Here is a 24,794-nt window from a genome sequence, read left to right as displayed (position 1 = left end):
TTTAAGGAGCTAGTCCATGGCACGTTTTTTCCGTCGCCGTAAGTTTTGCCGCTTCACCGCTGAAGGCATCAAACAGATCGATTACAAAGATCTGGACACGCTGAAGGCTTACATCACCGAAACCGGCAAGATCGTTCCAAGCCGTATTACCGGCACCAAAGCACGCTATCAGCGTCAGTTGGCGACTGCTATCAAGCGCTCGCGTTATCTGGCACTGCTGCCCTACTCCGATAGCCACCAGTAAGCGTTTAACGTGATGCTGGCACTAGCCCGATGGCTAATGCGGGGCACGCCTTACGCAGCAGGCGGGGCGGCCCTGGCAACGCTAGTGCCTTGGCTGTTCTGGTTAGGGGCAGCCATCGCCGCGTTGATGACGCTACGCAAAGGTTTTGCACCTGCGCTGCCAGTCATTATCGCTGCAGCACTGCCGGCTGGCTGGTGGTGGGCACAGGGAGACGTCATTCCGCTTGCTAGCATACTGCTGGTAACGCTGATGGCCGTTATCCTGCGCGAGAGGATGCGTTGGGGTGAAACGTTGATTGTGGGGACGTTGGTCGCCGCTGTCATGGTTCAGCTTGGCATCTTCAGCCCACCAGGCGGCACAGAGTTAATGCTTGAGCAGTTGCGGGAAGGTTCAGAAGAAGTGGACCGCATGCTCACGGAATTCGCCAATCAGGGCTACGATACCCAAACCATCGCCGCGTTAGTGGTGGGTGGGGTGACTGGGCTCGTCGTACTGTTGGCAGCAATAGTGTGTTTAGCGCTTGCGCGTAGTTGGCAAGCTGGGTTGTATAACCCAGGTGGCTTTCGCGAAGAGTTTCATGCACTACGCTTAACACCCAAAGAGCTGGCCGTATTGGTCGTCATTGGAGTGATAGGCATGCTGCTGGGCGCACACGCGCTGGCGATGCTTGGTTGGATTCCGCTGTTGGTAGCTGGCGTTGCGTTAGTGCATGGGTTTATTGGAATAAAGGGGATGAACGGGCTGTGGCTGGTAGCATTTTATGTGCTGCTAATCACGACCTGGCCCACGATTCTCATTGTGCTGCTGTTGGGGCTGATTGATACATTCGCGAACGTTCGCGCACGCCTTGCCCGCAGCAACTGACAAGAGGTTTACGAGATGGAAGTCATTCTGCTCGACAACATTGGTAAGCTGGGCGGCCTGGGTGACAAAGTCACCGTGAAGCCTGGTTATGGTCGTAACTACTTGGTGCCTTACGGCTTAGCCGTACCGGCCACCAAAGACAACATCGAAGCGTTTGAAGCACAGCGTGCTGAGCTCGAAGCGCAAGCCGCTGAGCGCAAGGCAGAAGCCGAAGTGCGCGCTGAGCAGCTAAACGACATCGAGCTGTCTTTGGTTTCCAAAGCAGGCGACGAAGGCAAGCTGTTCGGTTCTATTGGTCCGCGTGACCTGGCTGACGCCATTTCCTCTGCTGGCATCGATATTGCCAAGAGCGAAGTGCGTATGCCGACAGGGCCGATTCGCCAAACTGGCGAATACGACATTGCTATTCACTTGCACGCTGAAGTGAATACGACTGTACGTGTAGTAGTAGTTGCAGAGTAATTAAGTAAGTGCTACTTAAGTACGAGATAAGTGCCAAGTAAGTATTTAGTGCTTGGTCACTCACTGTACTGGCACGAACGCCTCAAAAGGCGCGGGGAAACCCGCGCCTTTTGTTATTTCTGACGCCTGTGCTGCAAGACGGTAGTGCTGGATAGTGTCATAAATCCGCCTGGTCTATTACGGTTTGGTGTTTTTCAGACAATGTCTAGATTGGCTGTGATGTCGGTGGTCGAACGTCCTCGCTCCGGCTAAGATACCCCTCTTCATTATTGGCTACGCTGTAGTATTTAAAGGAGCTCGCTATGCAGGACCAGCCTTCTGCTGATAAAGAAACGGCAGCGCTAAAACTGCCGCCGCACTCTCTGGAGGCGGAGCAGTCGGTATTAGGCGGGCTAATGCTGGATAACCAAGCCTGGGATAACGTCTCAGAGCGCTTGGTGGCGGATGATTTCTACCGTTATGAGCACCGTTTAGTGTTCAACGTGATGATTCATCTGGCTGAATCCGGTCAGCCATTGGACGTGGTAACGCTTTCCGAAGCGCTGGAAGCGCGTGATCATTTGGATACAGTTGGTGGTCTGGCGTTTTTGGCCGAGCTTGCGCGTAACACGCCCTCTGCCAGTAATATTCGCGCCTACGCCGATATCGTGCGTGAGCGGGCAACGCTGCGTAAATTGATCCGGGCTGCTAACCAAATCGCCGATAGCGCTTTTTCCCCTCAAGGGCGTCCGGCGGATGAATTGCTCAATGAAGCGGAACGGTTAGTGTTCCAGATTGCCGAGGAGCGTCCTAAAACCGGCGGTCCTATCGGTATGAGCGATTTGCTGACCAAAGCCGTTGATCGCATTGATGAGCTGTTTAACCTGAAAGGTGAAATGACCGGGCTTTCCACCGGTTTCCGTGACTTGGATGAGATGACCACTGGTCTCCAGCCGTCGGATATGGTGGTGATTGCAGGTCGTCCCTCCATGGGTAAAACCACCTTCGCGATGAACCTGGTTGAGCATGCGGTTATTTCCAGCGACAAGCCGGTCATGGTCTTCTCTATGGAGATGCCCGCCGAATCCCTGATGCTGAGGATGCTGTCATCGCTGGGTAGGATTGACCAAACCCGCGTACGTACCGGGCAGTTGGAAGATGAGGATTGGCCGCGCTTAACCTCCGCCGTCAATCTGCTCAAAGACAAACAGCTGTTTATCGATGATACCGCGGCCTTATCGCCAAATGAGATGCGCTCACGGTTGCGTCGGGTGGTGCGTGAGCATGGCAATATTGCACTGGTGATGATCGATTACCTTCAGTTAATGCAGATCCCCGGCTTCAATGAAAACCGTACCGGTGAAATTTCTGAAATCTCGCGCTCGTTGAAGGGCTTGGCGAAAGAGTTTAATTGTCCAGTCGTGGCACTTTCCCAGTTGAACCGCTCGTTGGAGCAGCGTCCGAATAAACGGCCAGTCATGTCGGATTTGCGTGAGTCGGGCGCCATTGAGCAGGACGCGGACGTCATTGCCTTCGTTTATCGCGATGAAGTCTATAATCCAGATAACCCCGATAACCAAGGTATCGCGGAGTTAATTATTGGTAAGCAGCGTAACGGCCCGATCGGCACCGTTCACATGGCGTTTATCGGTAAATATACCCGCTTCGAGGATTTGGCCCCGGATAGCTACGGTCAAGCATTCGGCGACTAGGTTTTTACAGGCTGGTTTGGGAAGACCGGTTTCAAAGCCAGCTTTGTGATGAGTCACTTGAGGATGGGGAGCGAGCTCGTATAATGCCCCACCCATGATATGCAAATAAACGGGAGTAGCAAATGGCAGGTGGATTTCGGCGCGGTAATCGGCAGCGTCTTCCTAAGCTAGAAGGTCGCGGTGAGCTTGAAGCACTGGAGCGTGAAGGGCCTTTCAAAGAATGGTTAGGTATGCCAGACCTTTATCGCTACCATTTGGTCGTGGAGGGGGAAAAGTATAGCTATCAAACCGAAGATGGAGAGCTGCCCGTTAAGGTGGGGGATAAGGTCGTGTTTCGCTACAAAGAGACCAAAGGCGGCAACTGGATTGACCGTAATTCACTTGGCAAAGCCATCGACCCTTCTGAATACCAGTAAAATAACGACTTCTTGACGCTTCGGTCAGGAACTCTCTTGCGCTATTGCCCTCGAATGCAGTTGAAAATTAGTGGTTAAGAAATCAGTTGTTGAATAACCCACTATTGTGCGTCTATCTTTTAATGGATGTCACAACACTGCAACAACAGGGCAACAGGAACGTCATAGGGTGCAGTCATGCTGTGCCCTGATGCCATACTTGATGACATAGACAAATAACAGGAGGGAACCATGGAACTGAAGGATCTTAAGCAGTTTGTCGCCAGCCACGACAACTTTGAAATTCGCGTGATTACCCATTCGGGTAGCCGTTTTTATCAGGTTGAGCTGGAAGATGTTGAAGGCGAGCGCCATATGCTGATGCAGCGTTCTAAGCCAATGCTATTTCGCTCGCTGGATGATGCCTATATGGAACTCAAACGGGCTGGCATTCACCGCGCTTACTTAGTACAGCACGTGCCGCACGATGAAGTAATTGGTCGTGACGCTCATTACAGCGAGCCGCTTACATCGCGTATGCCGTTAGTATTTTAAGTTTACGCGCTAACCCAAACGCTTCACGTATAAATCGTTAACTCTTAGCTTTACGCTTTTCCCACCACCGCCCGATTCGTATTCGACGACGGGCAAAATAACGGTAACCGGCATTCATCACGCCGCGTACACCCGGTAAGCATGAAATCTTCACCAGCCGCCGGTAGCCCAACACTGCATAGAGGGCACGGCTGGCATCCATCCCGATATACCACTCTCCTTGGCTATCTTGTAGATGTAGTTGGCCCATCATCGCATTAAATTCCTGCCCGTACGCCTGAGCGTTAAAGTCACTGGCCTGGATATCTACCAGTGCGATGCGTTCCTGGTGACGATGCTTTTTAAGCCATGCCACTTCTTGCTGACAAAAAGGGCAGTGGCCGTCATGAAACAGCGTAACAGGGAGCGATGCCTTCAGTGGTGAGTAGCGGCTCATTGTTATTCCTTATTGGCGTTCTGTTGTGGATATTGCATAGCCTGCCGTGTGGCAGGATTGCCCGTAGCCTGGTGATGTCTCCAGTTGTGATAAAAAGTTTTCAGCCTGCTGGCGAATAGCTTCACGCTTCTCATCGGTCATGCGCCTCAGGGAGCCGTAGATTAGCTTCATGCGTGGGTTTTTATTTAATCGCTCCGCATTGGCTTCAAGGAAATGCCAGTAAAGGCTATTGAAAGGGCAGGCGTTGGGGCCGATGACCTGTTTTGGCGAGTAGCGGCAGTGCTGGCAGTGATCCGACATTTTGTCGATATATTTACCCGAGGCGCAGTAGGGCTTAGAGCCCATCAAGCCACCATCGGCATGGAGCACCATTCCTAGCGTATTAGGCAGTTCCACCCACTCGCTGGCATCGGCGTAGACCGCTAAGTACCAATCGCACAGAGCTTCCGGTTTGACGCCACAAAGGAGGGCAAAGTTGCCCGTGACCATGAGTCGTTGAATATGGTGGGCGTAGCTATTGTCGATGGTCATTTGAATAGCGCGCTGCAGGCAGCGCATATCGGTATTCGCATCCCAATAAAAGGTTGGCAGTTCACGCGTAAAGCCGAGTGGGTTGGTGCTTTTGTAGCTGGGCATCTGTGTCCAGTAGAGCCCACGTACATACTCGCGCCAGCCAAGAATTTGACGGATAAAGCCTTCAACTGCATTAATCGGGGCATCACCTGCGTAATAACACTGTTCTGCGGCTTCGCAAACCTCATGGGGAGAGAGTAGGCCGATGTTCATCGCGGCAGAGAGTCGCGAGTGATACAAATAGGGTGCGGAATCGCTGATGGCATCCTGATAGCGGCCAAACTGAGCCAATCCATGCTGCATAAAGTGCTTAAGATCCACTAATGCCTGCTTGCGGGTCACCGGAAGGTTAAAGTTCGTCAGTGTGCCCATATGGTCACTAAAGTGGCGTTCCGCATCGGCCAGAGCGTCTTGAGTAAGCTTGTCCTGGCGGTGTTGAGGCAGCTCAGGAAATTCAAGCGCTGACTTGATGGGCTGGCGATTATCATGGTCAAAATTCCACTTACCGCCAGCGGGCTCATCGCCCTCCATCAGAAACCCGGTACGCTTACGCTGTTCACGGTAAAAATACTCAAGTCTTAACTGTTTGCGACCACTTGCCCACTGACTAAAATCGTTGGGCGACGTAAAAAAACGCTCATCTTCAAGAAGCCGCCAGGGAATCGTGGCGTTTTCACGCTGCTGCATCGTCTTCCACAGCCGCCACTCTCCAGGCCGCGCAACGCGTATCTCGTCGCAGCCATACTGTGCGGCTATACGCTCGGCTTCCTCAATGAGGGAGTGGCAATTATCGGCATCATCCAGGGCGCTGTAATGGACTTGGAAACCCTTATCACGCAGTGCCTGGGCAAAGTGACGCATGGCGGCCAAAAAAAGGCCGATTCTGTGAATATGATGAGGCACATAGCGTGCTTCTTCAGCGACTTCGCACAGAGCAACGACCGCATTGGTGGGGGCTTCTTGCAGCGTTGTTAGTGAAAAAGAGAGCTGGTCGCCGAGTACTAGAAGCAGAGGCTTAGACATGAGTTGGCCTATAGTTATACAAATGATGTCAATAGTATAACTTTATGCCGCCGCTTTGCCGAAAAGTGATAGGATTTAGCCCTCTGGTATTCATAAATTGTATTAGTGATCAGTGACACCGTTATTTTCCAGGAGCAAGTGTAATGACCGAAAATGTCGTCAAGGATCAACCGGGCGAGGGTCGGTTGGCCCATGCACCTAGTGATCACCCGTCGGTGCCTCGTGCCAAGGTCGGTGTTGTGCTCGCGAACTTGGGAACACCGGATGCCACCGACTACTGGTCAATGCGTCGCTACTTGAATGAGTTCCTGTCCGATAAGCGCGTGGTCGACTATGCCGGTTGGAAATGGCAGCCACTGCTGCAGTTGATTATTTTGACTAAGCGTCCTTTTTCGTCGGGTAAGGCGTACCGCAGTATTTGGAATAACGAAAAAAACGAAAGCCCGCTGCTAACCACTACCCGGGCTCAAACCGAAAAAATGACGGCGCGGCTGAAAGCACTCTATGGTGACGATGTCGAAGTCGATTTTTGCATGCGCTATGGCAACCCTTCTACTAAAAGTGTGTTGACCCGAATGAAAGAGAAGGGCTGTGAAAAAATCGTCTTTTTCCCCCTCTACCCTCAGTACGGTTCTCCTACAACGGCAACGGCTAACGACGAAGCATTTCGTACGTTGATGAAAATGAAGTGGCAGCCATACATTCGCACAGTGCCCGCGTATTTCGACCATCCTGCCTATGTTCAGGCGTTGGCTAACTCGGTACAAGAAGCCTATGACGGTTTTGCGACCCGGCCCACCAAGCTTGTCGCGAGCTACCATGGGGTGCCCGAGCGTTACTTGATGGAGGGAGACCCTTACCACTGCCAGTGCCAGAAAACCACTCGTTTGCTGCGTGAGAAGCTTGGTTTCAGCAAAGAGGAGGTCGATACCGCCTTCCAGTCACAGTTTGGCCCTGAAAAGTGGGTTGGCCCGCAAACCGTCAAGCATGTAGCGGAGCTTGCCAAGCAGGGGCATAAACATATTGCGATTATGTCGCCGGCTTTCTCGTCAGATTGTGTCGAAACCCTGGAAGAGATCGAGGAGGAGATTCGCGATAGCTTTATGGAAGCGGGAGGGGAAACGTTTAGCTATATTCCTTGCCTCAATGACCGTGATGACCATATCGAAGCGCTGCTAAGCGTTATCAATAATGAATTAGCGGGTTGGTTGTCTATTGCCTAACGTGTAACACCTTATTTGCTATAGTCATTTCTTGACAACAGCCGCGGACGAGTTTTTGTTCGCCAGCGGCTGTTTGCGTTTAAGCGTTTGACTGGTCAGTCAAAACCACCTGTTATAAGGTGTACAACTTTAGAATCACACTACTTCAACGCTGGCATGCCAGTGACAGGGCATGATGCCTGGGTATTCGCCTCAACCTCCAAGGTGAGCCTTTCATTTTTCAGGAGATTTCGCCAGATGCAACTTGCCGTTTTAATGGGGTTTTTGCTGGCCGCGTCGTCACCGCTACTGCATCGTTGGTTCGGGCATCACACCAGCCTTGTACTGGCGCTTTTCCCCGCAGGGTTAGCGGCCTGGCTGTTACTACAAGCCCCTGAAATAATTGAGAACGGCAGCTTGCTGTTGGAGTGGCAGTGGGTGCCTTCCCTGGGTATCAGTCTTACTTTCCTGCTGGATGGCTTGTCACTTCTATTTGGGCTATTGATCACCATCATGGGCGCCTGCGTGCTGGTATATGCGGGTGGTTACTTAAAAGATCATCCCGATATCGCACGTTTTCATATTGCACTCGTCGCTTTTATGGTCTCAATGCTAGGGCTGGTGTTAGCGGACGGGCTATTTACACTGTTTATTTTCTGGGAACTGACCAGCATTACCTCCTATTTACTGATCGGTTTTAATCACGCCGATATTGAAGCACGTAAGTCTGCCCGTCAGGGCCTATTTGTCACGGTGGCCGGTGGCTTAGCATTAATGGCGGGCCTGGTATTGTTGGGGATTGCGAGCGATAGCTGGTCGCTGGCGGAGATCCTTAGTCAGGAAGCCGACCTGCGTGAGCATGCACTCTACACACCCATGCTGATCTGTTTGCTGCTTGGGGCATTTACCAAATCGGCTCAGTTCCCGTTCCACTTCTGGCTGCCCAACGCCATGGCCGCACCTACGCCGGTCTCTGCCTATCTTCACTCCGCCACGATGGTGAAAGCGGGCATTTATCTACTGGCTCGCTTACACCCAGAGCTTGGTGGAACGTCGATGTGGGTCGGTATTTTGTCCGTTGTTGGGGCGACGACAATGCTGACCGGCGCGTTCCTAGCGATTCACCATACGAATATCAAAAAGCTGCTCGCTTACTCGACCATCATGGCGTTGGGTACGCTGACAATGTTGCTGGGCATTGGCACTGAATATGCGATGACCGCTTTTGTCACTTTTCTGCTTGCGCACTCTCTGTACAAGGGCGCGCTGTTTATGGTCGCCGGTATTCTTGATCATGAAACCGGTACCAAAGACGTGACGCAGATGGGCGGGCTGCGCTCGTTAATGCCGGTAACGGCGATGATCGCATTGGTAGCGGCGCTTTCACTTGCAGGGGTTCCGCCGCTGTTTGGCTTTATCGGTAAAGAGCTGATGCTTGAGTCTGTATTAGGCGCCAGTAGCTTCCGTATGCTGTTGGTATTATTCGCTTTTGTCGCTTCTATTTTGACGATTGCGGTGGCCTTTATCATTGCGTTACGGCCCTTTTATGGTAAGCGTCACCATACCCCCCTTGAGCCTCATGAAGCGCCGCTAAGCATGTTAGTGGGCCCTGCGTTACTGGCAGTAGGGTCGCTACTGTTGGGCTTAATGCCAGCCTTGCTAGGCGCTAATGCCTTATTAACGTCAGCTGCCACTTCTGTTTCTGGAGAAACGATGGAGGTGACACTGTCACTTTGGTACGGCATCAATGTGGCGTTGATAATGTCGATCATCAGCCTGGGCGTTGGCTTTTTGCTGTTTAAGCGTTGGGATAGTGTGCGAGCCAAGCTTTCATTACTGGCTCCGATCATGCGCCATGGTCCCGAAGCGGGCTATGAAAGCATGATGAACGGCATTGTGCAGTTCTCTGAGTGGCAAACACGGCTGCTGCAAAACGGCTATATGCGTAACTACATTCTGGTGATGTTGATCACGCTTATTGCGCTGATTGGGAATTCAATCTTGTTACGCCATTCGCCAATATTCGCTTTTGATCTGGATGTTCGTTTTCACGAAGTGGTAGTGGCGGGCACCATGGCGATGGGGGCGCTTTTTGCCACGACGACTCGCTCGCGTCTTGGGGCCGTTGTCTCCGTTGGGGTGATGGGCTTCTCTATTGCGCTCATATTTATCCTTTTCAGTGCTCCGGACCTAGCCATAACGCAGCTACTGGTGGAAACACTTACGGTGATTTTGCTGGTACTGGTGCTGTTTCGGCTGCCGCGGTTCTCGAATTTGTCGACGAGCCTTGAACGTATTCGTGATGGCTCCGTCGCTGCGATGATGGGGATCTTGATCTGCTTGTTGATTATGACCTCGTGGAGCATTCAGCAGTTTGAACCGATTTCGACTTACATGATTGAGAACAGTGCGCCGCTGGCTTATGGCCGCAATATCGTCAATGTCATTTTGGTTGATTACCGCGCTCTGGACACCCTGGGTGAGATGTTCGTGCTGGCACTCGCAGCGATTGGTGTTATCGCGATGCTGAAGCTGCGCCATGGAGAGAGCAGCAATGGCAAAAACGGGGAGAGCAGTAAAGTGACCACCAAGGAGCCGTACGATGGTTAAGTCAGGTACGATTATTCTCAATACCGCGGCACGCTTTTTAATGCCGCTGCAGCTACTGTTCTCTGTCTTCCTGCTGCTCAGGGGGCATGATGAACCGGGTGGTGGCTTCATTGCTGGCTTAGTGGCGGCGGGGGCCTTTACGCTCTATTTATTTGCCTTTGGCGTGAGCGCTACCAAAGAAGTACTGCGAATGGTCGACCCTCGCGACTTAATTGGCATCGGCTTACTGTTGGGAATGATTTCGGTGGTGCCTGCTTGGTTTATGGGTCAACCGTTTTTGACCGCCCAATGGTGGACAATTCCCATCATCGACTTTAAAGCGTCCACACCGCTGATCTTTGATATCGGTGTGTACTTCGCCGTACTGGGCTCCGTGACTGGAATGGTAATGACGCTGATGGAGGTCGACAAGGATGAACCTTGAAACATTAGGAGGCTCAGTATGGAACCATTGATGGCAGTGGCGATTGGTCTGCTTTATGCAACGGCCATTTTTATGATGCTGCGTCGCTCTATTGTCAAACTGGTGATTGGTTTGATGCTGCTTTCCAACGCTGCCAATTTGCTAATCTTCACCACGGCGGGCATGACCCGTGGTGCCCCGCCGCTGATTGCAGAAGGTATGATGCAGCCGCCTAGTGGCGTAGCTGACCCTTTGCCCCAAGCGGTTGTGCTAACAGCGATCGTGATTGCCTTCGGGGTGCTGGCGTTTGCAGTGGTATTGATTCGGCGTGCCTACGAAGTCGTTAAGGCCGATGATCTCGATAAGATGAAGGATACTGATACGTGAGGCCTGAAGTTGCTCTTCCCGTCCTCCTGCCCTTGTTGTCAGGGGCTATCTCGTTGCTGTTTTGGCGCTCGCGACCCATGCAGCGCTTTATGGCGGTGGCTGGAAATGTCGCGCTGCTAATAGTCAGCCTGTGGCTGTTTGTATCGACGTTGTCGGATGGCTACGTAACGATGCAGATGGGCAGCTGGCCAGCCCCGTTTGGGATCACCTTGATTGCCGATTTGCTAAGTGCCGTCATGGTCTTGATGACCGCGATTATCGGCTTGGCAATGGGGATTTACTCATTGGCAACCACTGGCCGTGGCCATGAAAAATTTGGCTATTACCCCTTGATGCACCTGTTGCTTGCCGGGGTGACCGGCGCGTTTTTGACCGGCGATATCTTCAATCTTTATGTGTGGTTTGAAGTGATGCTGGTGGCCTCGTTTGCACTGCTGATTCTGGGCGGCGAACGCGCACAGATGGAAGGGGCGATTAAGTATGTCACGCTGAACCTGTTAGCGTCGGTGATCTTCCTGACGGCGGTGGGGCTACTTTACGGGATGGTGGGAACGCTCAACATGGCTGACATTGCGCTGCGCATGGATGAGGCAGAGCACTCGGGCATGGTCGAAGTGTTAGCGGTCATGTTTATGGTGGCGTTCGGGATCAAGGCGGCGGCTTTTCCGCTGTTCTTTTGGTTACCTGCGTCTTATCACACGCCGCCAGTCGCCGTTTCAGCGCTATTTGCCGGGCTACTCACCAAGGTCGGCGTTTATGCGATGTTCCGTGTTTTCACGCTGATATTCGATCAAACCATGGGCTATCTTCAGGACATTATGCTCTGGGGCGCAGTGTTTACCATGGTAACGGGCGTATTGGGTGCGGCAGCCCAGTATGAGTTTAGGCGCATTCTGTCGTTTCATATTGTCAGCCAAATTGGCTATATGATCTTAGGTTTGGCGCTTTATACGCCGCTGGCGATTGCCGGGGGGGTGTTTGCCATCGTGCATAATATGGTGGTGAAGACCAATCTGTTTTTGATTAGCGGTATTACCCATCGGTTGCAGGGCACGTACCAGCTTAAAAAAATGGGGGGGCTCTATCGTGAGCGCCCTTGGTTAGCCGTTGCTTTCTTTATCTCTGCCTTCTCGTTGGCCGGTGTGCCGCCGCTATCAGGTTTTTTTGCCAAGTTTGTGATTGTTCGCGCGGGTCTGGAAGTTGAGGCCTACGTGGCCACTGGTATTGCGCTGGCAGTGGGTTTAATGACGCTCTACTCCATGGTCAAAATTTGGAATGAAATATTCTGGAAATCGCTACCGGAAGATAACCTGGTACCCGAAACGGCCACGCCAACCGGCGACGATGGGCGGCTGTTAAAACCAAGTCTGTGGATGATGTATTTGCCAGTAATGGTACTGGCTCTTTCATCGTTACTGATTGGTGTGTTTGCCGAACCGATTATGTGGGTAATGACCGGCATTGGTGATCAGTTGCTTGAGCCTCACGGGTATATCGAAGCAGTGCTGGGCGCTTCAGCCAGTGCCGAAGATGTGTTGCTGGATTCAGCTGTCGCCACCGACGAAGAACCTAAGGCTGACGCCGGGGAGGAGTTGCCATGACCGGTGCCATTTGGAACCTGCTGTTAGGATTAGCCTGGGTACTTTTGAGCGGGGATTTCAGTGGGCTGAATCTCCTTGTCGGTTTAATCTTCGGTTATATCACGCTGGTGCTAATTGAGCCTCAGCTGGATGCCCTGAAAGGTTATCCTGCTCGCGTGCCGCGCTTTATCGGTTTTATCGGCTTTTTTCTAAAAGAACTCATTCAAGCCAACTTACGTGTCGCTTTCGATATCGTGACGCCACCTTGGCATATGAAGCCGGGGGTTATCGCTATGCCGCTTTCCGCCCGTACCGAAATGGAAATTACCATGGTGGCCAATCTGATTTCATTAACGCCGGGAACGCTTAGCCTGGATGTGTCTGATGACCGCAAGGTGCTGTATATCCATGCGATGTTTTTAGATAACGAAGAGGAATTGCGACGTAATTTAAAAGAGATGGAGCATCGGGCCTTGGAGCTGTTTCGCTAATGGATACGGTTATTCTGATCAGCCAAGTCATCATGAGCCTGGCGCTTATCCTGACTTTTGTTCGTGTCGTTCGTGGCCCGAGTCTGCCCGACCGCGTGGTCGCATTGGAGCTTTTTTCAACCACTGTTGTTGGGTTGGTTGGGGTGTATGCGATCAAGTCGGATGTTGCCAGCTTCCTGGATGCCGCCATTGTGATTGCCTTGATGGGGTTTTTGGCGGCGATAGCGTTTGCACGCTTTTTGGAAAGGGGAGGTCCGCGGGATGATTGATTTTATAAAGGGCACGTTAATTATAGGTGGCGCGCTATTTATACTGCTTGCCTCGGTAGGCCTGCTGCGGTTGCCTGATTTGCTAACGCGTATGCACGCGACCACCAAAGCGGCGGCGTTAGGCGTAATTTTGGTTATGCTGGCTGCCGCTATGCACTTTGCAGAAGTAGGCATTGTGGCCCGTTCGTTTGCCATTATTGTGTTTATTTTGATGACCGCACCGGTAGCGGCCCATGTGATTGGGCGAGCCGGTTACTTTGTCGGCTCCAAGCTTTGGAGTGGAACGGTCAAAGATGAATTGCGCCCTAACTACGACCCATTGACCCACGAATTAAAAAGTGGCCTGGAAACGCAGGAAAATGCCAAACGCCAGCCAAGGGAAACAGACCCCGACTAAAAGCTGACGACACCAATCCTGTCACCGCCAGTGGATAACCCCTATTGAGCCACCTTCGGGTGGCTTTTTCACATCCTCTGTTTAATAAGCCCCGTTATTTTTATACACGCTGGTAAAAAATTATCATGTACAATAATTGTACTGTATAAGATAATTTGTCTATGTTTTGAGGCATGCTACATGCGCGCGTGAGTAATGTTCAATGCACCGCAAACAACATTTGTCGCAAAAAACCTGCGTTCAATGCGAGCGTTCCTTCTTTTGGCGGAAAAAATGGGCGCGCTGCTGGAACGAGGTGTGCTACTGCAGCGAACGCTGCCGTCGTAGTGCTAAGCAGCCAAAGCGCTTGGCATCAAAGCACCCCAAGGAGGCACAAGCATGAACAGCACGATCGATATTGTCTGGCTGCAAGACGACCTGCGTATTGCGGATAATCCTCTTTTTCACTTTACCGCTCGTCCTAGCTACCTGCTTTGTCTCTTTGTCGTGGATGAGCAGTGGTTGGCACCTCTCATAGAGGGCGAATCGACGCCGCGGATCGGGCCAGCCCGATTACGCTTTTTATGGCAAAGTTTGATGGAATTGCGCGGTGAGCTTTTGCAACGCGGCAGTGATTTGTTGGTACGCATTGGTAAGCCGAGTAACGTTGTCATTGAGTTGGCCGCTTCGCTTAATGCCCGACAAGTGCGCGTTGCCGAGTATCCTGGGGTTGACGAAAATGCCCATATCCAAGCAGTTGTAGAGTCGCTGCCTAGTGAAACAACCGTTACGTGCATGGAAAGTGGGCGCCTCTTTGAACGCCATGCATTGCCTTTCGAGCAGGCGGCATTACCCAACAGCTTTTCTGCCTTCAGGCGTAGCGTAGAGCAAGCATGTACGGTGCCTGAGAGTCGCTGCGCACCGGTAACGCTGCCCCCCTGGCCTGAAGCTCCCAGAGGATTTCCACCCTTGAAAGCCGTCTGTGAGCAGAGCGCCACCTGGCAGCCTGATAGCCGTCAGGGCTATGTGTATCGGGGTGGTGAATCGGCGGCACATACGCGCCTTAACGATTACATTTGGCGTCAACAGGGCGCAGAGACGTATAAGAAAACCCGCAATGGCCTGCTGGGCGCGAATTTTTCAACCCGTGTTTCACCCTGGCTCGCCCGCGGCTGTCTGTCGGCTCGCCAAGTGTATGCGGCGGTGAAAGCGTGGGAAGCGGAGCACGGTAGCACCGAATCGAGTTATTGGATTACTTTTGAGCTACTTTGGCGGGAGTATTTTATCCGTGTTGCTGAGCTGGAAGGGGCGAAGATGTTTGGCTCTCGTCAACCAGCCAAGCCCTGTGCCGCTTTTGATGCCTGGCGCAATGCTGCCACAGGGCTGCCGTTTGTGGATGCCGCGATGTTAGAGCTGCGCCACACTGGCTGGTTATCCAATCGCGCCCGGCAAAATGCGGCCAGTTTTTTGGTGAAAGACTTAAAAGTGGATTGGCGATTAGGCGCTTTATGGTTTGAGCACTGCTTGGTTGATTACGATGTTGCCAATAACTGGGGTAATTGGCGTTATATTGCCGGGGTAGGGCGCGCTCCACGACAGGATCGCTATTTTAACGTGCTCAAGCAGGCAGGCCATTATGACCCGCAAGGGCTGTATGTTGCGCACTGGGTGAAACCGCTCGAAAATTTACCCCCTGGTTTAGCACGCCATCAACCATGGCGTGTCAATGCTCTCGCGTTTAAGGCTCCTTATGTTGAACCCGAACAGTGGGCGCCGTGGTTAATTCCTTACCAAGAAGCGGTTACAACAGCCAAGCCGCCTATATTGACTATCGTTACAAAGTAACCTTCGCTTATGACCAGCCGTGAAGGCTGGCATCTACGACTTTTCTAGGCCATCATCCCAGGCATGCCAAGGACTGCCTAAGGATATAAATGATGTCTCGTAATTTCTCTGCTGGGCGACCATTCCGCCCTTTAGTATGTGCCTCGTTCATTGCCGCGTTAAGTACTTCTTTTGCAGGCAGTGTTGCGCTCGCCGACTCTCAATTGATGACAGAAGTAGATACTCAGGCGGCAACTGAGGTTAGTTATGCAAACTTTCAGCAGTGGCTTCAGGAGTTTCGTCAGTACGCCGCCAATCAGGGAATCAGCGAAGCAACCCTGAGCAGTGCACTGGATGGCGTACGCTTTCGCGAGCGGGTGATCGAACTCGACGGTTATCAGCCCGAATTTGTCCGCGCTATCTGGGAGTACCTTGATACTGCGGTGTCGTCTACGCGGATTAATACCGGGAGGGAGAAGTTGGCTGCCCACCGGGATACCGCGCTGGAGATGCAGCAACGCTTTGGCATCCCTGCCGAAATTATCGTCGCCATCTGGGGAATCGAGAGCAACTACGGCAGTAATTTCGGCGATTTCTCAACCTTGGAATCCCTTGCCACACTGGCTTATGACGGTCGGCGTCGTGACTTTGCTCGTGGTGAACTACTCGCTGCCTTGCGTATTATCGACGAAGGAGATATCGCCGCCGAGCAGATGAAAGGTTCTTGGGCAGGGGCGATGGGTCATACCCAGTTTATCCCCAGCAGTTTTGAAGCCTATGCCGTGGACGGCGATGGTGATGGCCGTCGCGATATCTGGGGCAGTATCCCCGACGTTATGGCATCAACGGCTAACTATCTTGACCGGGCTGGCTGGCAGGCCGGTCAGCCGTGGGGAGTCGAGGTGCGTTTGCCAGAAGGCTTTGATTATGCTCAGACCGAGCGACGCAGCAGCGCTGAGTGGCGTGGAAAAGGTGTTCAAGCGCTGCAGGGTGAGTTACCCAACTTTGATAGCGCAGCCATCATTATCCCTGCGGGGGCTGAGGGGCCTGCCTTCCTAGCCGGCGCAAATTTCCGCGCCATTTTACGCTATAACAATGCCACCAGTTATGCATTGGCCGTCGCGACACTGGGTGATGCAATCGCCGGGCGTGATGGAATCCAGCATGCATGGCCGCGGGATCAGCAACCGCTTACCCGTGGCGATGTTCAAGAACTTCAGCGGGGTCTAAACCGCGCTGGTTACTCTGTGGGCGGCGCGGATGGCGTAATGGGGCCCAATACACGCCAGGGGTTGCGGAACTTCCAGCGAGATCAAGGGTTAATGCCGGATGGCTTTGCGACGCAAGCACTGCTTGAGCAGTTACGCAGTCATTTAGAGTGACTAGGTTTACGTTAATTTACCAAGGATGATGCTATGCAATTAATGGGCAAAAAGTTACTAGAAAAGTTACTAGGCAGTGTGTTGATGGGAGGCTTGCTCTCTGCCTCCGTGGCAATGGCCGATGACGATCAAGTATTTGGCTGGGTTGAAAAAGCAACCCTGCAGCCTTGGGATATTGAAGTGAAGGCCAAACTTGATAGTGGCGCATTAACCTCCTCGCTGGATGCGCGGGATATTGAGCTGTTTGAGCAAGATGATGAAGAGTGGGTACGCTTTCGTTTAAAGCTTGAAGATCAGGCGAGTGGTGAGGTCTTCAGTGATCAGATTGAGCGTCCGCTTTACCGAGAATTAGCCGTACGCGGAGCCGGCGGCCGCGACGAACGCCCTGTGGTGCTGCTGGAAGTCTGCATGGGCGATACTATTTATGAAGAGCAATTCAGTCTGCGCGACCGCGAAGAGATGAACTACCCGCTACTGCTGGGCCGCCGTACGATTAGCCACCTTGGCATGCTAGATGTGCGTGAAACCTTCTTGCAAGATCCTGAGTGTGGGGAAAACGCGACCGTTGTGCCCCACGACCCGGAAGATGACCAATCTTAACCACTTACATTTACACTGACATTGACTAAGTTAAAACAGCCGTGACAGCAGCGCGGTCACGGCTGTTTCGACGCGTAGAATGCGCGGGCCAAGGTGCATGCCCTCGCAACCCGCCGTCAGCAACTGCTCGACTTCCCACGCTATAAATCCTCCCTCTGGCCCTACTAATAACAAGGTAGGTTCACTGATATTTCTGGGACAGGGGGCAGGCATGCCAGGGTGGGCTACCAATCCGCGTCGGTTGCCCAGTAAGCCAGGTAGTTGCTGCTCCAGAAATGGACGAAAGCCTTTGCTCAGCGTGACAGTAGGCAGCTGTGTATCGCGCGCTTGTTCCAAGCCTAATAGGAGGTGTTGATGAATTTTCTCAGCGCGTAACTCGGGTGACTGCCAGTAGCTTTTTTCCACCCGCTTGGTATGCAGTAAGGTAATCTCTTTCACACCCAGCGCCGTTACATGTTCCAACGTGCGCGCTAGCATCCGCGGGCGGGGAAGTGCTAGCACCAAGTGCACGGGAAGTGGTGGCGGCGGTGGTTCATCAAGGGCTTCCAGTTGGAAAAAGGCGCGTTCCGGCGTCAGTTCCTTCAGCAGCGCTTTACCCATGTTACCGCCCTGTACACCTACGGTAAGAAGGTCGCCGGGGACTGAGCGATGGACTTCGCGTAAATGTGTCAGGCGACGTAGGTCGGTGATGCAGACGTGGCCGTCGGCGGTCAGATCGTTAGGATCAAGCAAAATCAAATTCATAATGAGGTCTATTGGTCACAGAACAGGCGCAGTGCGTCTTGCTAAACTATTAAGGTGGCTTGCATGGACGCGTGGTGCAGGCACAATACCAGTAACGGGAACAAAAGCCCCTATCGCGTTTAAGGAGATGCGCCGTGCGCGTGATTCGCAAGTATGCTAACCGTAGGTTGTACGATACTCAGCAAAGTCGTTATGTAACGCTGGAAGACCTACGCCGTTTAATTATCGAAGAAGAGCCATTTCGGGTAGAAGATGCCAAAAGCAGGGAAGATCTGACGCGTACTATTTTGCTCTCTATTATTATTGAGCAGGAGCAAGCGGACAGCGAGGCAGAAGTGTTTTCTAACGACCTGCTGGCGCAATTAATCCGCGTTTACGACATGACATCACCGTTGCCGCTGTCGCGCTATCTAGAACAGGGCACTCAACTGATGTTAGAGCAGCAAAAGCGTTTGCAAAGTCAGTGGAAGCAGGCGATGCGTAACACGCCGTTGGAGTTTATGCGCGAGTTAGCTGAAGAGAATATGCGCTTTTGGCAAAAAACGCTGAACCAGCCCGGTCAAGCTGATGACTCAGACGATACAACGCAGGCTGAGGGCGATAACCGCGACACCAGCGATGATAACAAACCTACCTCCTAACCCCACTCGCCGCTGCGCTGTGGCATAATGCCGCCGATAACGCTCTCCCGTTTGAGAAGGATGCACATGAAGGTTTTGATGATAGGCGGCGGTGGTCGTGAGCACGCCCTGGCTTGGAAATTAGCGCAATCTAAACAGGTTGAACAAGTATTTGTCGCGCCTGGAAACGCAGGCACCGCCACGGAGCCTAAGTTAACCAATGTGGCGATTGCGGCAACCGATTTAGAGGGTCTGATCGCCTTTGCCCGTGATGAGCAGATTGGCCTTACCGTGGTAGGCCCTGAAGCGCCTTTGGTAGACGGTGTGGTCGATCGTTTTCAAGCCGCGGGGTTAACAATTTTTGGCCCTACGCAGGCGGCTGCCCAGTTGGAAGGTTCCAAATCCTTTACCAAGGATTTTCTGGCTCGTCATAAAATCCCTTCGGCGGACTATCAAACCTTTACTGAGGTAGCCCCCGCGCTGGCCTATCTGCAAACAATGGGTGCGCCGATAGTGATCAAAGCGGATGGCTTGGCTGCGGGTAAGGGCGTCATCGTAGCCCTTAGCGAAGCCGAAGCAGAGGCCGCTATTCGTGACATGCTGGAAGCCAATGCGTTTGGCGATGCAGGCGCTCGGGTGGTGATTGAAGAGTTCCTAGAGGGTGAAGAGGCGAGCTTTATTGTCATGGTGGATGGCGAGAATGTCGTGCCCATGGCGACTAGCCAAGACCATAAACGTGCCTACGATGGTGATACCGGCCCGAATACGGGTGGTATGGGGGCTTATTCGCCAGCACCGGTGGTTACCCCTGAAGTTGATGCGCGCATTATGGAGCAGGTGATTCTGCCCACTGTGCGTGGCATGGCTGCTGAGGGCAATGCCTATACGGGGTTCCTGTATGCAGGCTTAATGATTGATGCCGCCGGTAACCCTCGTGTTATTGAGTACAACTGCCGCTTCGGTGACCCTGAAACCCAGCCGATTATGCTGCGCTTGCTTTCTGACCTGGCGGAGCTTTGCTTGGCGGGTGCCGAAGGCCGATTGGCCGGACAGCATTGCGAATGGGATTCACGTGCGGCGGTAGGCGTGGTATTGGCTGCTGGCGGCTATCCTGGTAGCTATCGCAAAGGCGATGTTATCCACGGCTTAGCAGACGCTGAACAGACGGGGTGCAAAGTGTTTCACGCGGGTACAGCGCAAAATGCCCAGGGTGAGATCACTACGGCAGGCGGGCGTGTGCTGTGCGTAACAGCGTTAGGTGATAGCGTTTCAGAAGCGCAGCAGCAAGCGTACCAAGGCGTTAACGCGATTCACTGGGAAGGCGTTGAGTGTCGGCGTGATATCGCTTTCAGAGCGATTGCTCGCGAGGGGTAAGTACTCCTGATGCTGAGCTAGTACTGAACGCATACGCCGTTTAAACCGAGGTTTCCTACTTCACTGACGAGGAAAAGGCATGGAGCGTGTCAAGCTGGACTTTCCCGCTGAAGCGGTCATTCATCGTCACTCTCTGACAGTGCGGGTAACCGATATAAACTACGGCCGTCATTTGGGGCACGATGCGGTGGTATCGCTGCTCCACGAGGCGCGTATTCAAGCCTTTGCGGCGCTGGATCTGCCTGAGTGGGACATGCATGGGCATCCATCGGTCGTCGCCGACCTTGCGGTAACGTATCAAAGTGAAGCACGCTGGCCTGACGCTTTGATCATTGCGACTGCCGTGCCTGAGCCGCAAGGTAAAGCGTTGACAGTTTATCAGCGTATTTACCAGGCAGAATCCCAGCAGGTTGTCGCGACAGCACGGGTTAATCAACTGCTGATTGATCTTGCTACGGGCCGCCCTGCTGAGGTGCCTGAGCAGGTTAAACAAGCGCTTGCACATGCGAGGAGCGGCTAATGTCACGGGAGTATCCGATTATTGCGGTCACCGGCTCTTCCGGGGCGGGCACGACCACCGTTCGGCGCAGTTTTGAGCGGATGTTTCTGCGTGAAGATGTGCATGCAGCCATGGTCGATGGCGATGCCTTTCACCGCTACACTCGCGATGATTTGCACCGTATCTTCCGGGAAGAGCCTGAGCGCAAAGATGAGCTTTCTCATTTTGCCGTAGAGGCTAACTTACTGGACCGCCTGGAAGGCTTGTTTAGCGAGTATGGCGAACATGGTTCAGGTACCTTTCGCCACTATATCCACGCCGAAGATAAGCAGAAAATTGAAGCGGGCTACCGGGTGGGGACGTTCACCGAGTGGCAATCGCTGCCCTGTGGAACCGACCTGCTGTTCTATGAAGGTTTGCACGGCGGGTTGGTGACCGAAGAGTATGATATTGCCCGCCATGTGGATCTATTGGTAGGCGTGGCACCCACCATGAATCTGGAGTGGATTCAAAAAATCGACCGTGACACCAAGCTGCGTGGTTATTCACAAGAAGCGGTTATTGACACTATCCTGGGCCGGATGGATGACTATGTCCGTTATATCCAGCCGCAGTTCTCGCGCACCCACATCAATTTTCAGCGGGTGCCTACGGTTGATACCTCCAACCCCTTTGAGGTGCAGGATATCCCCACTGATGCTGAGTCGTTTGTGGTCATCCGCTTTCGAGATCCCTCCACGGTTGATTTCCCTTGGCTGCTGGCGATGATCAAAGATTCGTTTATGACCCGCCCGCATACCTTGGTGGTACCCGGCGCGCGGATGTCGCTGGCCATGGAGCTTATCCTTGCCCCTCTGGTCAGGCATCTACTGGCGCAGCGGCGCTTCCGTTAATCGTGACCGTCAGCATTGGTTGAAAGCCGTAAGGAGAGTTATATGGACTGTCTGTTTTGCAAAATCATTAAGCGTGAAATCCCTGCTGATATCGTTTATGAAGATGAGCATGTGTTAGCGTTTAACGATATTGGCCCCCAAGCGCCGACGCATCAGTTGATCATTCCCAAAAAGCATATCGCCACACTCAATGATATCGATGAAACCGATCTTGTTACGGTAGGGCGGCTGCAGTTTACTGCCGCCAAGCTTGCCCGTGAGCAGGGCTTTGCTGAAGATGGCTATCGTGTGGTTATGAACTGCAACGAAATGGGCGGGCAAACGGTCTACCATATCCACATGCATTTAATGGGTGGACGCGCTTTCACGTGGCCTGCTGGTTAGGCTAAGTAGACCGCTATCGTCACCCGTCATCAAACAACGGAGTGTTGCCATGGATCGTCAACAGAGTCGTTCAGATCGCGTCATCCACCAGTTTGATACTGTTTTACGTACGCTAATGCCCCACGCGGCCGCATCGCAGCGCACCAGCCCTGCAGCGGGTGTTGTCGATGGCGCGCTCGATGATCAAGAGCGCCGCCACGCGGCGGGTTTGATGCGGATTAATCATACCGGTGAAGTGTGTGCCCAAGCGCTGTACCAGGGGCAGAGCGTGACCGCTAAACTTCCTCATGTGCGTCAACAGGTTGAGCAGTCTGCACTGGAAGAGATCGATCATCTGGCCTGGTGTGATGAGCGTTTAGTGCAGTTACAAAGCCGACCCAGCTATTTAAACCCGCTCTTTTATGTAGCCTCGTTTGGCATCGGGGCAGCGACTGGGGCGGTCAGTGATCGTATCAGTTTGGGGGTTGTTGCCGCGACGGAAGAACAGGCAGGTAAACATCTGGATGCTCACCAAAAATCGCTACCCCCCGGCGACTATCGCTCACGAGCTATCCTACGCCAAATGGCTGTTGATGAGGCGCATCACGCCCATCTTGCTTTAGAGGCAGGGGGCATTCGTTTTCCTGCCCCGGTGAAGTGGGGCATGCGACTGGCCTCGAAAGTCATCTCTAAAAGTGCCTATCACCTTTAATATACCTTCATGACGAACCCTGATTAATACAATGTTTTTCAGCGTAATCGGAAATGAGAAGGCCCCGCAGTGCGAGGCCTTGGCTATTAATATCACGCGTCAGCGTTAGGCAAACTATCAGGCATCAATGCGCTTGTATTTCATGCGCTTAGGCGTATCGTTCCCGACCCGCTTCTTATGATCTTCTTCGTACTCTGCGTAGTTGCCTTCAAACAAGACCACTTCAGAATCACCTTCAAAGGCCATAATGTGCGTGGCGATACGGTCTAAGAACCAACGATCGTGCGAAATCACCATGGCACAGCCCGGGAAGGCGAGTAGTGCGTCTTCCAGTGCCCGCAGGGTTTCGATATCCAAATCGTTTGACGGCTCATCAAGCAACAGCACGTTAGCGCCTTGCTTGAGCGTTTGCGCAAGCTGTAAGCGACCGCGTTCGCCCCCGGAGAGCTCCGATAAACGCTTCTGCTGGTCGTTACCTTTAAAGTTGAATCGACCAACATAGGCGCGGGAGGAGACTTCGTAGCCGTTAATATTGAGGATGTCCTGACCATCCGATACGGCTTCCCAGACAGTTTGCTTGTTGTCCAGCGCATCGCGTAACTGCTCGACATAGGCGATATCGACGGTTTCGCCAATCACAACTTCGCCTGCATCGGGCTGTTCTTTACCGGTAATTAGCTGAAATAGGGTCGACTTACCTGCGCCGTTACCGCCTACGATCCCCACAATCGCACCCGGTGGAATCGTGAAAGAGAGGTCTTGATAAAGCAGCTTGTCATCGAAGCGCTTGGTCACGTTATGAAACTCAATAACCTTGTCGCCTAGGCGTGGACCAGGCGGAATATAGATTTCATTGGTTTCATTGCGTTTCTGAAAGTCGCCTGACTGCATTTCTTCAAAGCGGTTAAGACGCGCTTTGCTTTTTGCCTGACGGCCTTTGGCGTTGCTGCGCACCCACTCAAGCTCTTGCCTGATGGCTTTTTGGCGCGAGGCTTCCTGCTTGGCTTCTTGGTTTAAGCGCTGATCTTTCTGCTCAAGCCACTGAGAGTAATTACCCTCAAACGGGATACCCTGACCACGGTCGAGCTCAAGAATCCAGCCCGCCACGTTATCCAGGAAGTAACGGTCGTGGGTAATCGCCACTACGGTGCCGTTGTAGTCGTGCAAGAAGCGCTCAAGCCAAGCCACTGATTCTGCATCAAGGTGGTTGGTAGGCTCATCCAACAGCAGCATGTCAGGACTTGAGAGTAGCAGGCGACATAGTGCCACCCGGCGGCGTTCACCCCCTGATAGGTTGCCGACTTTGGCATCCCAAGGAGGAAGGCGCAACGCTTCAGCGGCAACGTCTAACTTGCGTTCTAAGTTATGCGCATCGGCCGCCTCGATAATATTTTCCAGCCGCCCCTGCTCACTTGCCAGGGCATCAAAGTCGGCGTCTGGCTCGGCGTAAGCTGCGTACACTGCATCTAACTTCTCTTGTGCTTCTTTAATTGCCCCTAGCGCTTCTTCGACGGTGTCGCGGACGTTTTTCTCGTCGTCTAGTTCCGGCTCCTGGGGCAGGTAGCCAATATTGATGCCGGGCATCGGACGAGCTTCACCTTCAAACTCTTTATCGACACCGGCCATGATGCGCAGCAGTGTGGATTTTCCCGAACCGTTAAGCCCCAATACGCCGATTTTGGCACCAGGAAAAAATGATAATGAGATATCCTTGAGAATTTGCTTTTTGGGCGGCACTACTTTGCCAACCCGATTCATGGTGAAAACGTATTGCGCCATGGAGATCCGTTAGGTTGTTGATAGAAAAAAGCGACAGCAGCAGGCTACTGGCTAAGGAATGATGATAGTGGTCTGCGCCAGGAAAGGCTAGGCTGCTTAAGGTGCGCGGCTAGCCAGACCCACTCATTGGCTGAGAAGGCCAAGCTATTCAACGCTTACTCTTCTTCGTCCCAGTCGTCTTCTATGGCTCGCTGAAGTCGACGCTCTTCTAGCCATGCTTCTACTTGGCGTCGTGCGCGTAAGCTGTCTGCTTTGCTAGGCTTGCTTTTACCGTAATGGTCATCATTAACGGCATCTAAACTTTCAAACTCGTCTGAGTCGATTGCTTCACTGGTAAACGTTTCACGATTTAGGGGATCACGGCTCATGTGATGTCCTCCAACCCAGCCGGCGTGCCGGCGTAACAACGGCTCCACTTATTAGCACGTGCGGATCAAAAAGCA

The 24,794-nt window shown here is 52.8% G+C and carries 29 protein-coding genes; 24 read left to right on the top strand and 5 right to left on the bottom strand.

Annotated elements, in window-relative coordinates:
* Positions 1–16: 16 nt before the first annotated feature.
* The 6 genes from rpsR (at position 17) to ACXUPB_RS14080 (ending at position 4,211) form a co-directional block, all read left to right on the top strand.
* A complete protein-coding gene (gene rpsR, locus ACXUPB_RS14105) occupies positions 17–244 on the top strand; it encodes a 30S ribosomal protein S18 (RefSeq protein WP_008958980.1) in 228 nt (75 codons plus the stop codon).
* Positions 245–256: 12 nt separating this feature from the next.
* Entirely contained in the window at positions 257–1,108 is an 852-nt protein-coding gene (locus ACXUPB_RS14100; protein ID WP_008958981.1) for a hypothetical protein, read from the top strand.
* A 15-nt stretch (positions 1,109–1,123) separates the two neighbouring features.
* Positions 1,124–1,570 (top strand): 50S ribosomal protein L9, encoded by a 447-nt coding sequence (gene rplI, locus ACXUPB_RS14095; protein WP_008958982.1) that lies wholly within the window; start codon positions 1,124–1,126, stop codon positions 1,568–1,570.
* A gap of 302 nt (positions 1,571–1,872) precedes the next feature.
* On the top strand, positions 1,873–3,261 hold the full coding sequence (gene dnaB, locus ACXUPB_RS14090; protein ID WP_008958983.1) for a replicative DNA helicase: 1,389 nt from the start codon (positions 1,873–1,875) through the stop codon (positions 3,259–3,261).
* Positions 3,262–3,383: 122 nt separating this feature from the next.
* Positions 3,384–3,677 (top strand): hypothetical protein, encoded by a 294-nt coding sequence (locus ACXUPB_RS14085; RefSeq protein WP_008958984.1) that lies wholly within the window; start codon positions 3,384–3,386, stop codon positions 3,675–3,677.
* 231 nt (positions 3,678–3,908) lie between these two features.
* Positions 3,909–4,211 carry a DUF6482 family protein gene (locus tag ACXUPB_RS14080; RefSeq protein WP_008958985.1) on the top strand — a complete coding sequence of 101 codons (303 nt, stop codon included), beginning with the start codon at positions 3,909–3,911 and terminating at the stop codon, positions 4,209–4,211.
* A 37-nt stretch (positions 4,212–4,248) separates the two neighbouring features.
* On the opposite strand, the gene ACXUPB_RS14075 is transcribed toward ACXUPB_RS14080, so the two are convergent.
* Together ACXUPB_RS14075 and ACXUPB_RS14070 are read right to left on the bottom strand one after the other, a co-directional pair.
* A complete protein-coding gene (locus ACXUPB_RS14075; RefSeq protein ID WP_008958986.1) occupies positions 4,249–4,647 on the bottom strand; it encodes a thiol-disulfide oxidoreductase DCC family protein in 399 nt (132 codons plus the stop codon).
* Positions 4,648–4,656: 9 nt separating this feature from the next.
* Positions 4,657–6,243, bottom strand: a complete 1,587-nt coding sequence (locus ACXUPB_RS14070; RefSeq protein WP_335598419.1) for a cryptochrome/photolyase family protein — start codon at positions 6,241–6,243, stop codon at positions 4,657–4,659.
* Between the two features lie 143 nt (positions 6,244–6,386).
* Between ACXUPB_RS14070 and hemH the strand changes: the two genes are divergently transcribed.
* From hemH to rloA3, 12 genes are all read left to right on the top strand, one after another.
* Positions 6,387–7,466, top strand: a complete 1,080-nt coding sequence (hemH, locus tag ACXUPB_RS14065) for a ferrochelatase (protein WP_335598418.1) — start codon at positions 6,387–6,389, stop codon at positions 7,464–7,466.
* Between the two features lie 237 nt (positions 7,467–7,703).
* Positions 7,704–10,055 (top strand): putative monovalent cation/H+ antiporter subunit A, encoded by a 2,352-nt coding sequence (locus ACXUPB_RS14060; protein WP_035563147.1) that lies wholly within the window; start codon positions 7,704–7,706, stop codon positions 10,053–10,055.
* Complete coding sequence (locus ACXUPB_RS14055; RefSeq protein WP_035563150.1) at positions 10,048–10,479, top strand: Na+/H+ antiporter subunit B; 432 nt, start codon at positions 10,048–10,050, stop codon at positions 10,477–10,479. Before ACXUPB_RS14060 ends, ACXUPB_RS14055 begins: the two co-directional genes overlap by 8 nt.
* Positions 10,480–10,497: 18 nt before the next feature.
* Positions 10,498–10,845: a Na+/H+ antiporter subunit C gene (locus ACXUPB_RS14050; RefSeq protein ID WP_008958992.1), complete on the top strand. Its 348-nt coding sequence runs from the start codon at positions 10,498–10,500 to the stop codon at positions 10,843–10,845.
* Entirely contained in the window at positions 10,842–12,446 is a 1,605-nt protein-coding gene (locus ACXUPB_RS14045) for a Na+/H+ antiporter subunit D (RefSeq protein WP_035563152.1), read from the top strand. The genes ACXUPB_RS14050 and ACXUPB_RS14045 overlap by 4 nt, the downstream gene beginning before the upstream one ends.
* Positions 12,443–12,916, top strand: a complete 474-nt coding sequence (locus ACXUPB_RS14040) for a Na+/H+ antiporter subunit E (RefSeq protein ID WP_035563156.1) — start codon at positions 12,443–12,445, stop codon at positions 12,914–12,916. Before ACXUPB_RS14045 ends, ACXUPB_RS14040 begins: the two co-directional genes overlap by 4 nt.
* Positions 12,916–13,185, top strand: coding sequence for an MrpF/PhaF family protein (locus ACXUPB_RS14035; RefSeq protein ID WP_008958995.1), 270 nt, complete (start codon positions 12,916–12,918; stop codon positions 13,183–13,185). The genes ACXUPB_RS14040 and ACXUPB_RS14035 overlap by 1 nt, the downstream gene beginning before the upstream one ends.
* The gene (gene mnhG, locus ACXUPB_RS14030) at positions 13,178–13,582 is read left to right on the top strand and encodes a monovalent cation/H(+) antiporter subunit G (RefSeq protein ID WP_035563159.1); all 405 of its coding nucleotides are present in this window, start codon (positions 13,178–13,180) and stop codon (positions 13,580–13,582) included. Before ACXUPB_RS14035 ends, mnhG begins: the two co-directional genes overlap by 8 nt.
* Before the next feature lie 202 nt (positions 13,583–13,784).
* Complete coding sequence (locus ACXUPB_RS14025) at positions 13,785–13,964, top strand: DUF2256 domain-containing protein (RefSeq protein ID WP_082072569.1); 180 nt, start codon at positions 13,785–13,787, stop codon at positions 13,962–13,964.
* Positions 13,961–15,406, top strand: coding sequence for a DASH family cryptochrome (locus ACXUPB_RS14020; protein ID WP_035563162.1), 1,446 nt, complete (start codon positions 13,961–13,963; stop codon positions 15,404–15,406). The genes ACXUPB_RS14025 and ACXUPB_RS14020 overlap by 4 nt, the downstream gene beginning before the upstream one ends.
* Before the next feature lie 92 nt (positions 15,407–15,498).
* Positions 15,499–16,767: a lytic murein transglycosylase gene (locus tag ACXUPB_RS14015; protein WP_035563164.1), complete on the top strand. Its 1,269-nt coding sequence runs from the start codon at positions 15,499–15,501 to the stop codon at positions 16,765–16,767.
* A 33-nt stretch (positions 16,768–16,800) separates the two neighbouring features.
* The gene (gene rloA3, locus ACXUPB_RS14010) at positions 16,801–17,367 is read left to right on the top strand and encodes a retropepsin-like aspartic peptidase RloA3 (RefSeq protein WP_035563166.1); all 567 of its coding nucleotides are present in this window, start codon (positions 16,801–16,803) and stop codon (positions 17,365–17,367) included.
* Positions 17,368–17,397: 30 nt separating this feature from the next.
* On the opposite strand, the gene ACXUPB_RS14005 is transcribed toward rloA3, so the two are convergent.
* Entirely contained in the window at positions 17,398–18,111 is a 714-nt protein-coding gene (locus tag ACXUPB_RS14005; RefSeq protein ID WP_035563169.1) for a 16S rRNA (uracil(1498)-N(3))-methyltransferase, read from the bottom strand.
* Positions 18,112–18,245: 134 nt separating this feature from the next.
* On the opposite strand from ACXUPB_RS14005, the gene phaR reads away from it, so the two are divergent.
* From phaR to coq7, 6 genes are all read left to right on the top strand, one after another.
* Entirely contained in the window at positions 18,246–18,752 is a 507-nt protein-coding gene (gene phaR, locus ACXUPB_RS14000; RefSeq protein ID WP_035563171.1) for a polyhydroxyalkanoate synthesis repressor PhaR, read from the top strand.
* A gap of 66 nt (positions 18,753–18,818) precedes the next feature.
* A complete protein-coding gene (gene purD / locus ACXUPB_RS13995; protein ID WP_035563174.1) occupies positions 18,819–20,105 on the top strand; it encodes a phosphoribosylamine--glycine ligase in 1,287 nt (428 codons plus the stop codon).
* A 79-nt stretch (positions 20,106–20,184) separates the two neighbouring features.
* Positions 20,185–20,625 carry an acyl-CoA thioesterase gene (locus tag ACXUPB_RS13990; RefSeq protein WP_035563177.1) on the top strand — a complete coding sequence of 147 codons (441 nt, stop codon included), beginning with the start codon at positions 20,185–20,187 and terminating at the stop codon, positions 20,623–20,625.
* The gene (locus ACXUPB_RS13985) at positions 20,625–21,497 is read left to right on the top strand and encodes a phosphoribulokinase (RefSeq protein WP_035563180.1); all 873 of its coding nucleotides are present in this window, start codon (positions 20,625–20,627) and stop codon (positions 21,495–21,497) included. The genes ACXUPB_RS13990 and ACXUPB_RS13985 overlap by 1 nt, the downstream gene beginning before the upstream one ends.
* Before the next feature lie 42 nt (positions 21,498–21,539).
* Positions 21,540–21,881: a histidine triad nucleotide-binding protein gene (locus ACXUPB_RS13980; protein ID WP_008959626.1), complete on the top strand. Its 342-nt coding sequence runs from the start codon at positions 21,540–21,542 to the stop codon at positions 21,879–21,881.
* A gap of 49 nt (positions 21,882–21,930) precedes the next feature.
* A complete protein-coding gene (gene coq7 / locus ACXUPB_RS13975; protein WP_035563183.1) occupies positions 21,931–22,572 on the top strand; it encodes a 2-polyprenyl-3-methyl-6-methoxy-1,4-benzoquinone monooxygenase in 642 nt (213 codons plus the stop codon).
* A gap of 117 nt (positions 22,573–22,689) precedes the next feature.
* Here the strand turns inward: coq7 and ettA are convergent, their stop codons facing one another.
* Together ettA and ACXUPB_RS13965 are read right to left on the bottom strand one after the other, a co-directional pair.
* Positions 22,690–24,351: an energy-dependent translational throttle protein EttA gene (gene ettA, locus ACXUPB_RS13970; protein ID WP_035563186.1), complete on the bottom strand. Its 1,662-nt coding sequence runs from the start codon at positions 24,349–24,351 to the stop codon at positions 22,690–22,692.
* Positions 24,352–24,506: 155 nt separating this feature from the next.
* Complete coding sequence (locus tag ACXUPB_RS13965) at positions 24,507–24,719, bottom strand: PA3496 family putative envelope integrity protein (protein WP_008959622.1); 213 nt, start codon at positions 24,717–24,719, stop codon at positions 24,507–24,509.
* Positions 24,720–24,794 lie beyond the last annotated feature (75 nt).

It is taken from the genome of Vreelandella sp. DA03-1M (genome assembly GCF_055725665.1).
This window is presented reverse-complemented; position numbering and strand designations above follow the sequence as displayed.

Coding starts and splice junctions, on each gene's coding strand:
- rpsR (WP_008958980.1), top strand. CDS start 17: ATGGCACGTTTTTTCCGTCGCCGTAAGTTTTGCCGCTTCACCGCTGAA.
- ACXUPB_RS14100 (WP_008958981.1), top strand. CDS start 257: ATGCTGGCACTAGCCCGATGGCTAATGCGGGGCACGCCTTACGCAGCA.
- rplI (WP_008958982.1), top strand. CDS start 1,124: ATGGAAGTCATTCTGCTCGACAACATTGGTAAGCTGGGCGGCCTGGGT.
- dnaB (WP_008958983.1), top strand. CDS start 1,873: ATGCAGGACCAGCCTTCTGCTGATAAAGAAACGGCAGCGCTAAAACTG.
- ACXUPB_RS14085 (WP_008958984.1), top strand. CDS start 3,384: ATGGCAGGTGGATTTCGGCGCGGTAATCGGCAGCGTCTTCCTAAGCTA.
- ACXUPB_RS14080 (WP_008958985.1), top strand. CDS start 3,909: ATGGAACTGAAGGATCTTAAGCAGTTTGTCGCCAGCCACGACAACTTT.
- ACXUPB_RS14075 (WP_008958986.1), bottom strand. CDS start 4,647: ATGAGCCGCTACTCACCACTGAAGGCATCGCTCCCTGTTACGCTGTTT.
- ACXUPB_RS14070 (WP_335598419.1), bottom strand. CDS start 6,243: ATGTCTAAGCCTCTGCTTCTAGTACTCGGCGACCAGCTCTCTTTTTCA.
- hemH (WP_335598418.1), top strand. CDS start 6,387: ATGACCGAAAATGTCGTCAAGGATCAACCGGGCGAGGGTCGGTTGGCC.
- ACXUPB_RS14060 (WP_035563147.1), top strand. CDS start 7,704: ATGCAACTTGCCGTTTTAATGGGGTTTTTGCTGGCCGCGTCGTCACCG.
- ACXUPB_RS14055 (WP_035563150.1), top strand. CDS start 10,048: ATGGTTAAGTCAGGTACGATTATTCTCAATACCGCGGCACGCTTTTTA.
- ACXUPB_RS14050 (WP_008958992.1), top strand. CDS start 10,498: ATGGAACCATTGATGGCAGTGGCGATTGGTCTGCTTTATGCAACGGCC.
- ACXUPB_RS14040 (WP_035563156.1), top strand. CDS start 12,443: ATGACCGGTGCCATTTGGAACCTGCTGTTAGGATTAGCCTGGGTACTT.
- ACXUPB_RS14035 (WP_008958995.1), top strand. CDS start 12,916: ATGGATACGGTTATTCTGATCAGCCAAGTCATCATGAGCCTGGCGCTT.
- mnhG (WP_035563159.1), top strand. CDS start 13,178: ATGATTGATTTTATAAAGGGCACGTTAATTATAGGTGGCGCGCTATTT.
- ACXUPB_RS14025 (WP_082072569.1), top strand. CDS start 13,785: ATGCACCGCAAACAACATTTGTCGCAAAAAACCTGCGTTCAATGCGAG.
- ACXUPB_RS14020 (WP_035563162.1), top strand. CDS start 13,961: ATGAACAGCACGATCGATATTGTCTGGCTGCAAGACGACCTGCGTATT.
- ACXUPB_RS14015 (WP_035563164.1), top strand. CDS start 15,499: ATGTCTCGTAATTTCTCTGCTGGGCGACCATTCCGCCCTTTAGTATGT.
- rloA3 (WP_035563166.1), top strand. CDS start 16,801: ATGCAATTAATGGGCAAAAAGTTACTAGAAAAGTTACTAGGCAGTGTG.
- ACXUPB_RS14005 (WP_035563169.1), bottom strand. CDS start 18,111: ATGAATTTGATTTTGCTTGATCCTAACGATCTGACCGCCGACGGCCAC.
- purD (WP_035563174.1), top strand. CDS start 18,819: ATGAAGGTTTTGATGATAGGCGGCGGTGGTCGTGAGCACGCCCTGGCT.
- ACXUPB_RS13990 (WP_035563177.1), top strand. CDS start 20,185: ATGGAGCGTGTCAAGCTGGACTTTCCCGCTGAAGCGGTCATTCATCGT.
- ACXUPB_RS13985 (WP_035563180.1), top strand. CDS start 20,625: ATGTCACGGGAGTATCCGATTATTGCGGTCACCGGCTCTTCCGGGGCG.
- ACXUPB_RS13980 (WP_008959626.1), top strand. CDS start 21,540: ATGGACTGTCTGTTTTGCAAAATCATTAAGCGTGAAATCCCTGCTGAT.
- coq7 (WP_035563183.1), top strand. CDS start 21,931: ATGGATCGTCAACAGAGTCGTTCAGATCGCGTCATCCACCAGTTTGAT.
- ettA (WP_035563186.1), bottom strand. CDS start 24,351: ATGGCGCAATACGTTTTCACCATGAATCGGGTTGGCAAAGTAGTGCCG.
- ACXUPB_RS13965 (WP_008959622.1), bottom strand. CDS start 24,719: ATGAGCCGTGATCCCCTAAATCGTGAAACGTTTACCAGTGAAGCAATC.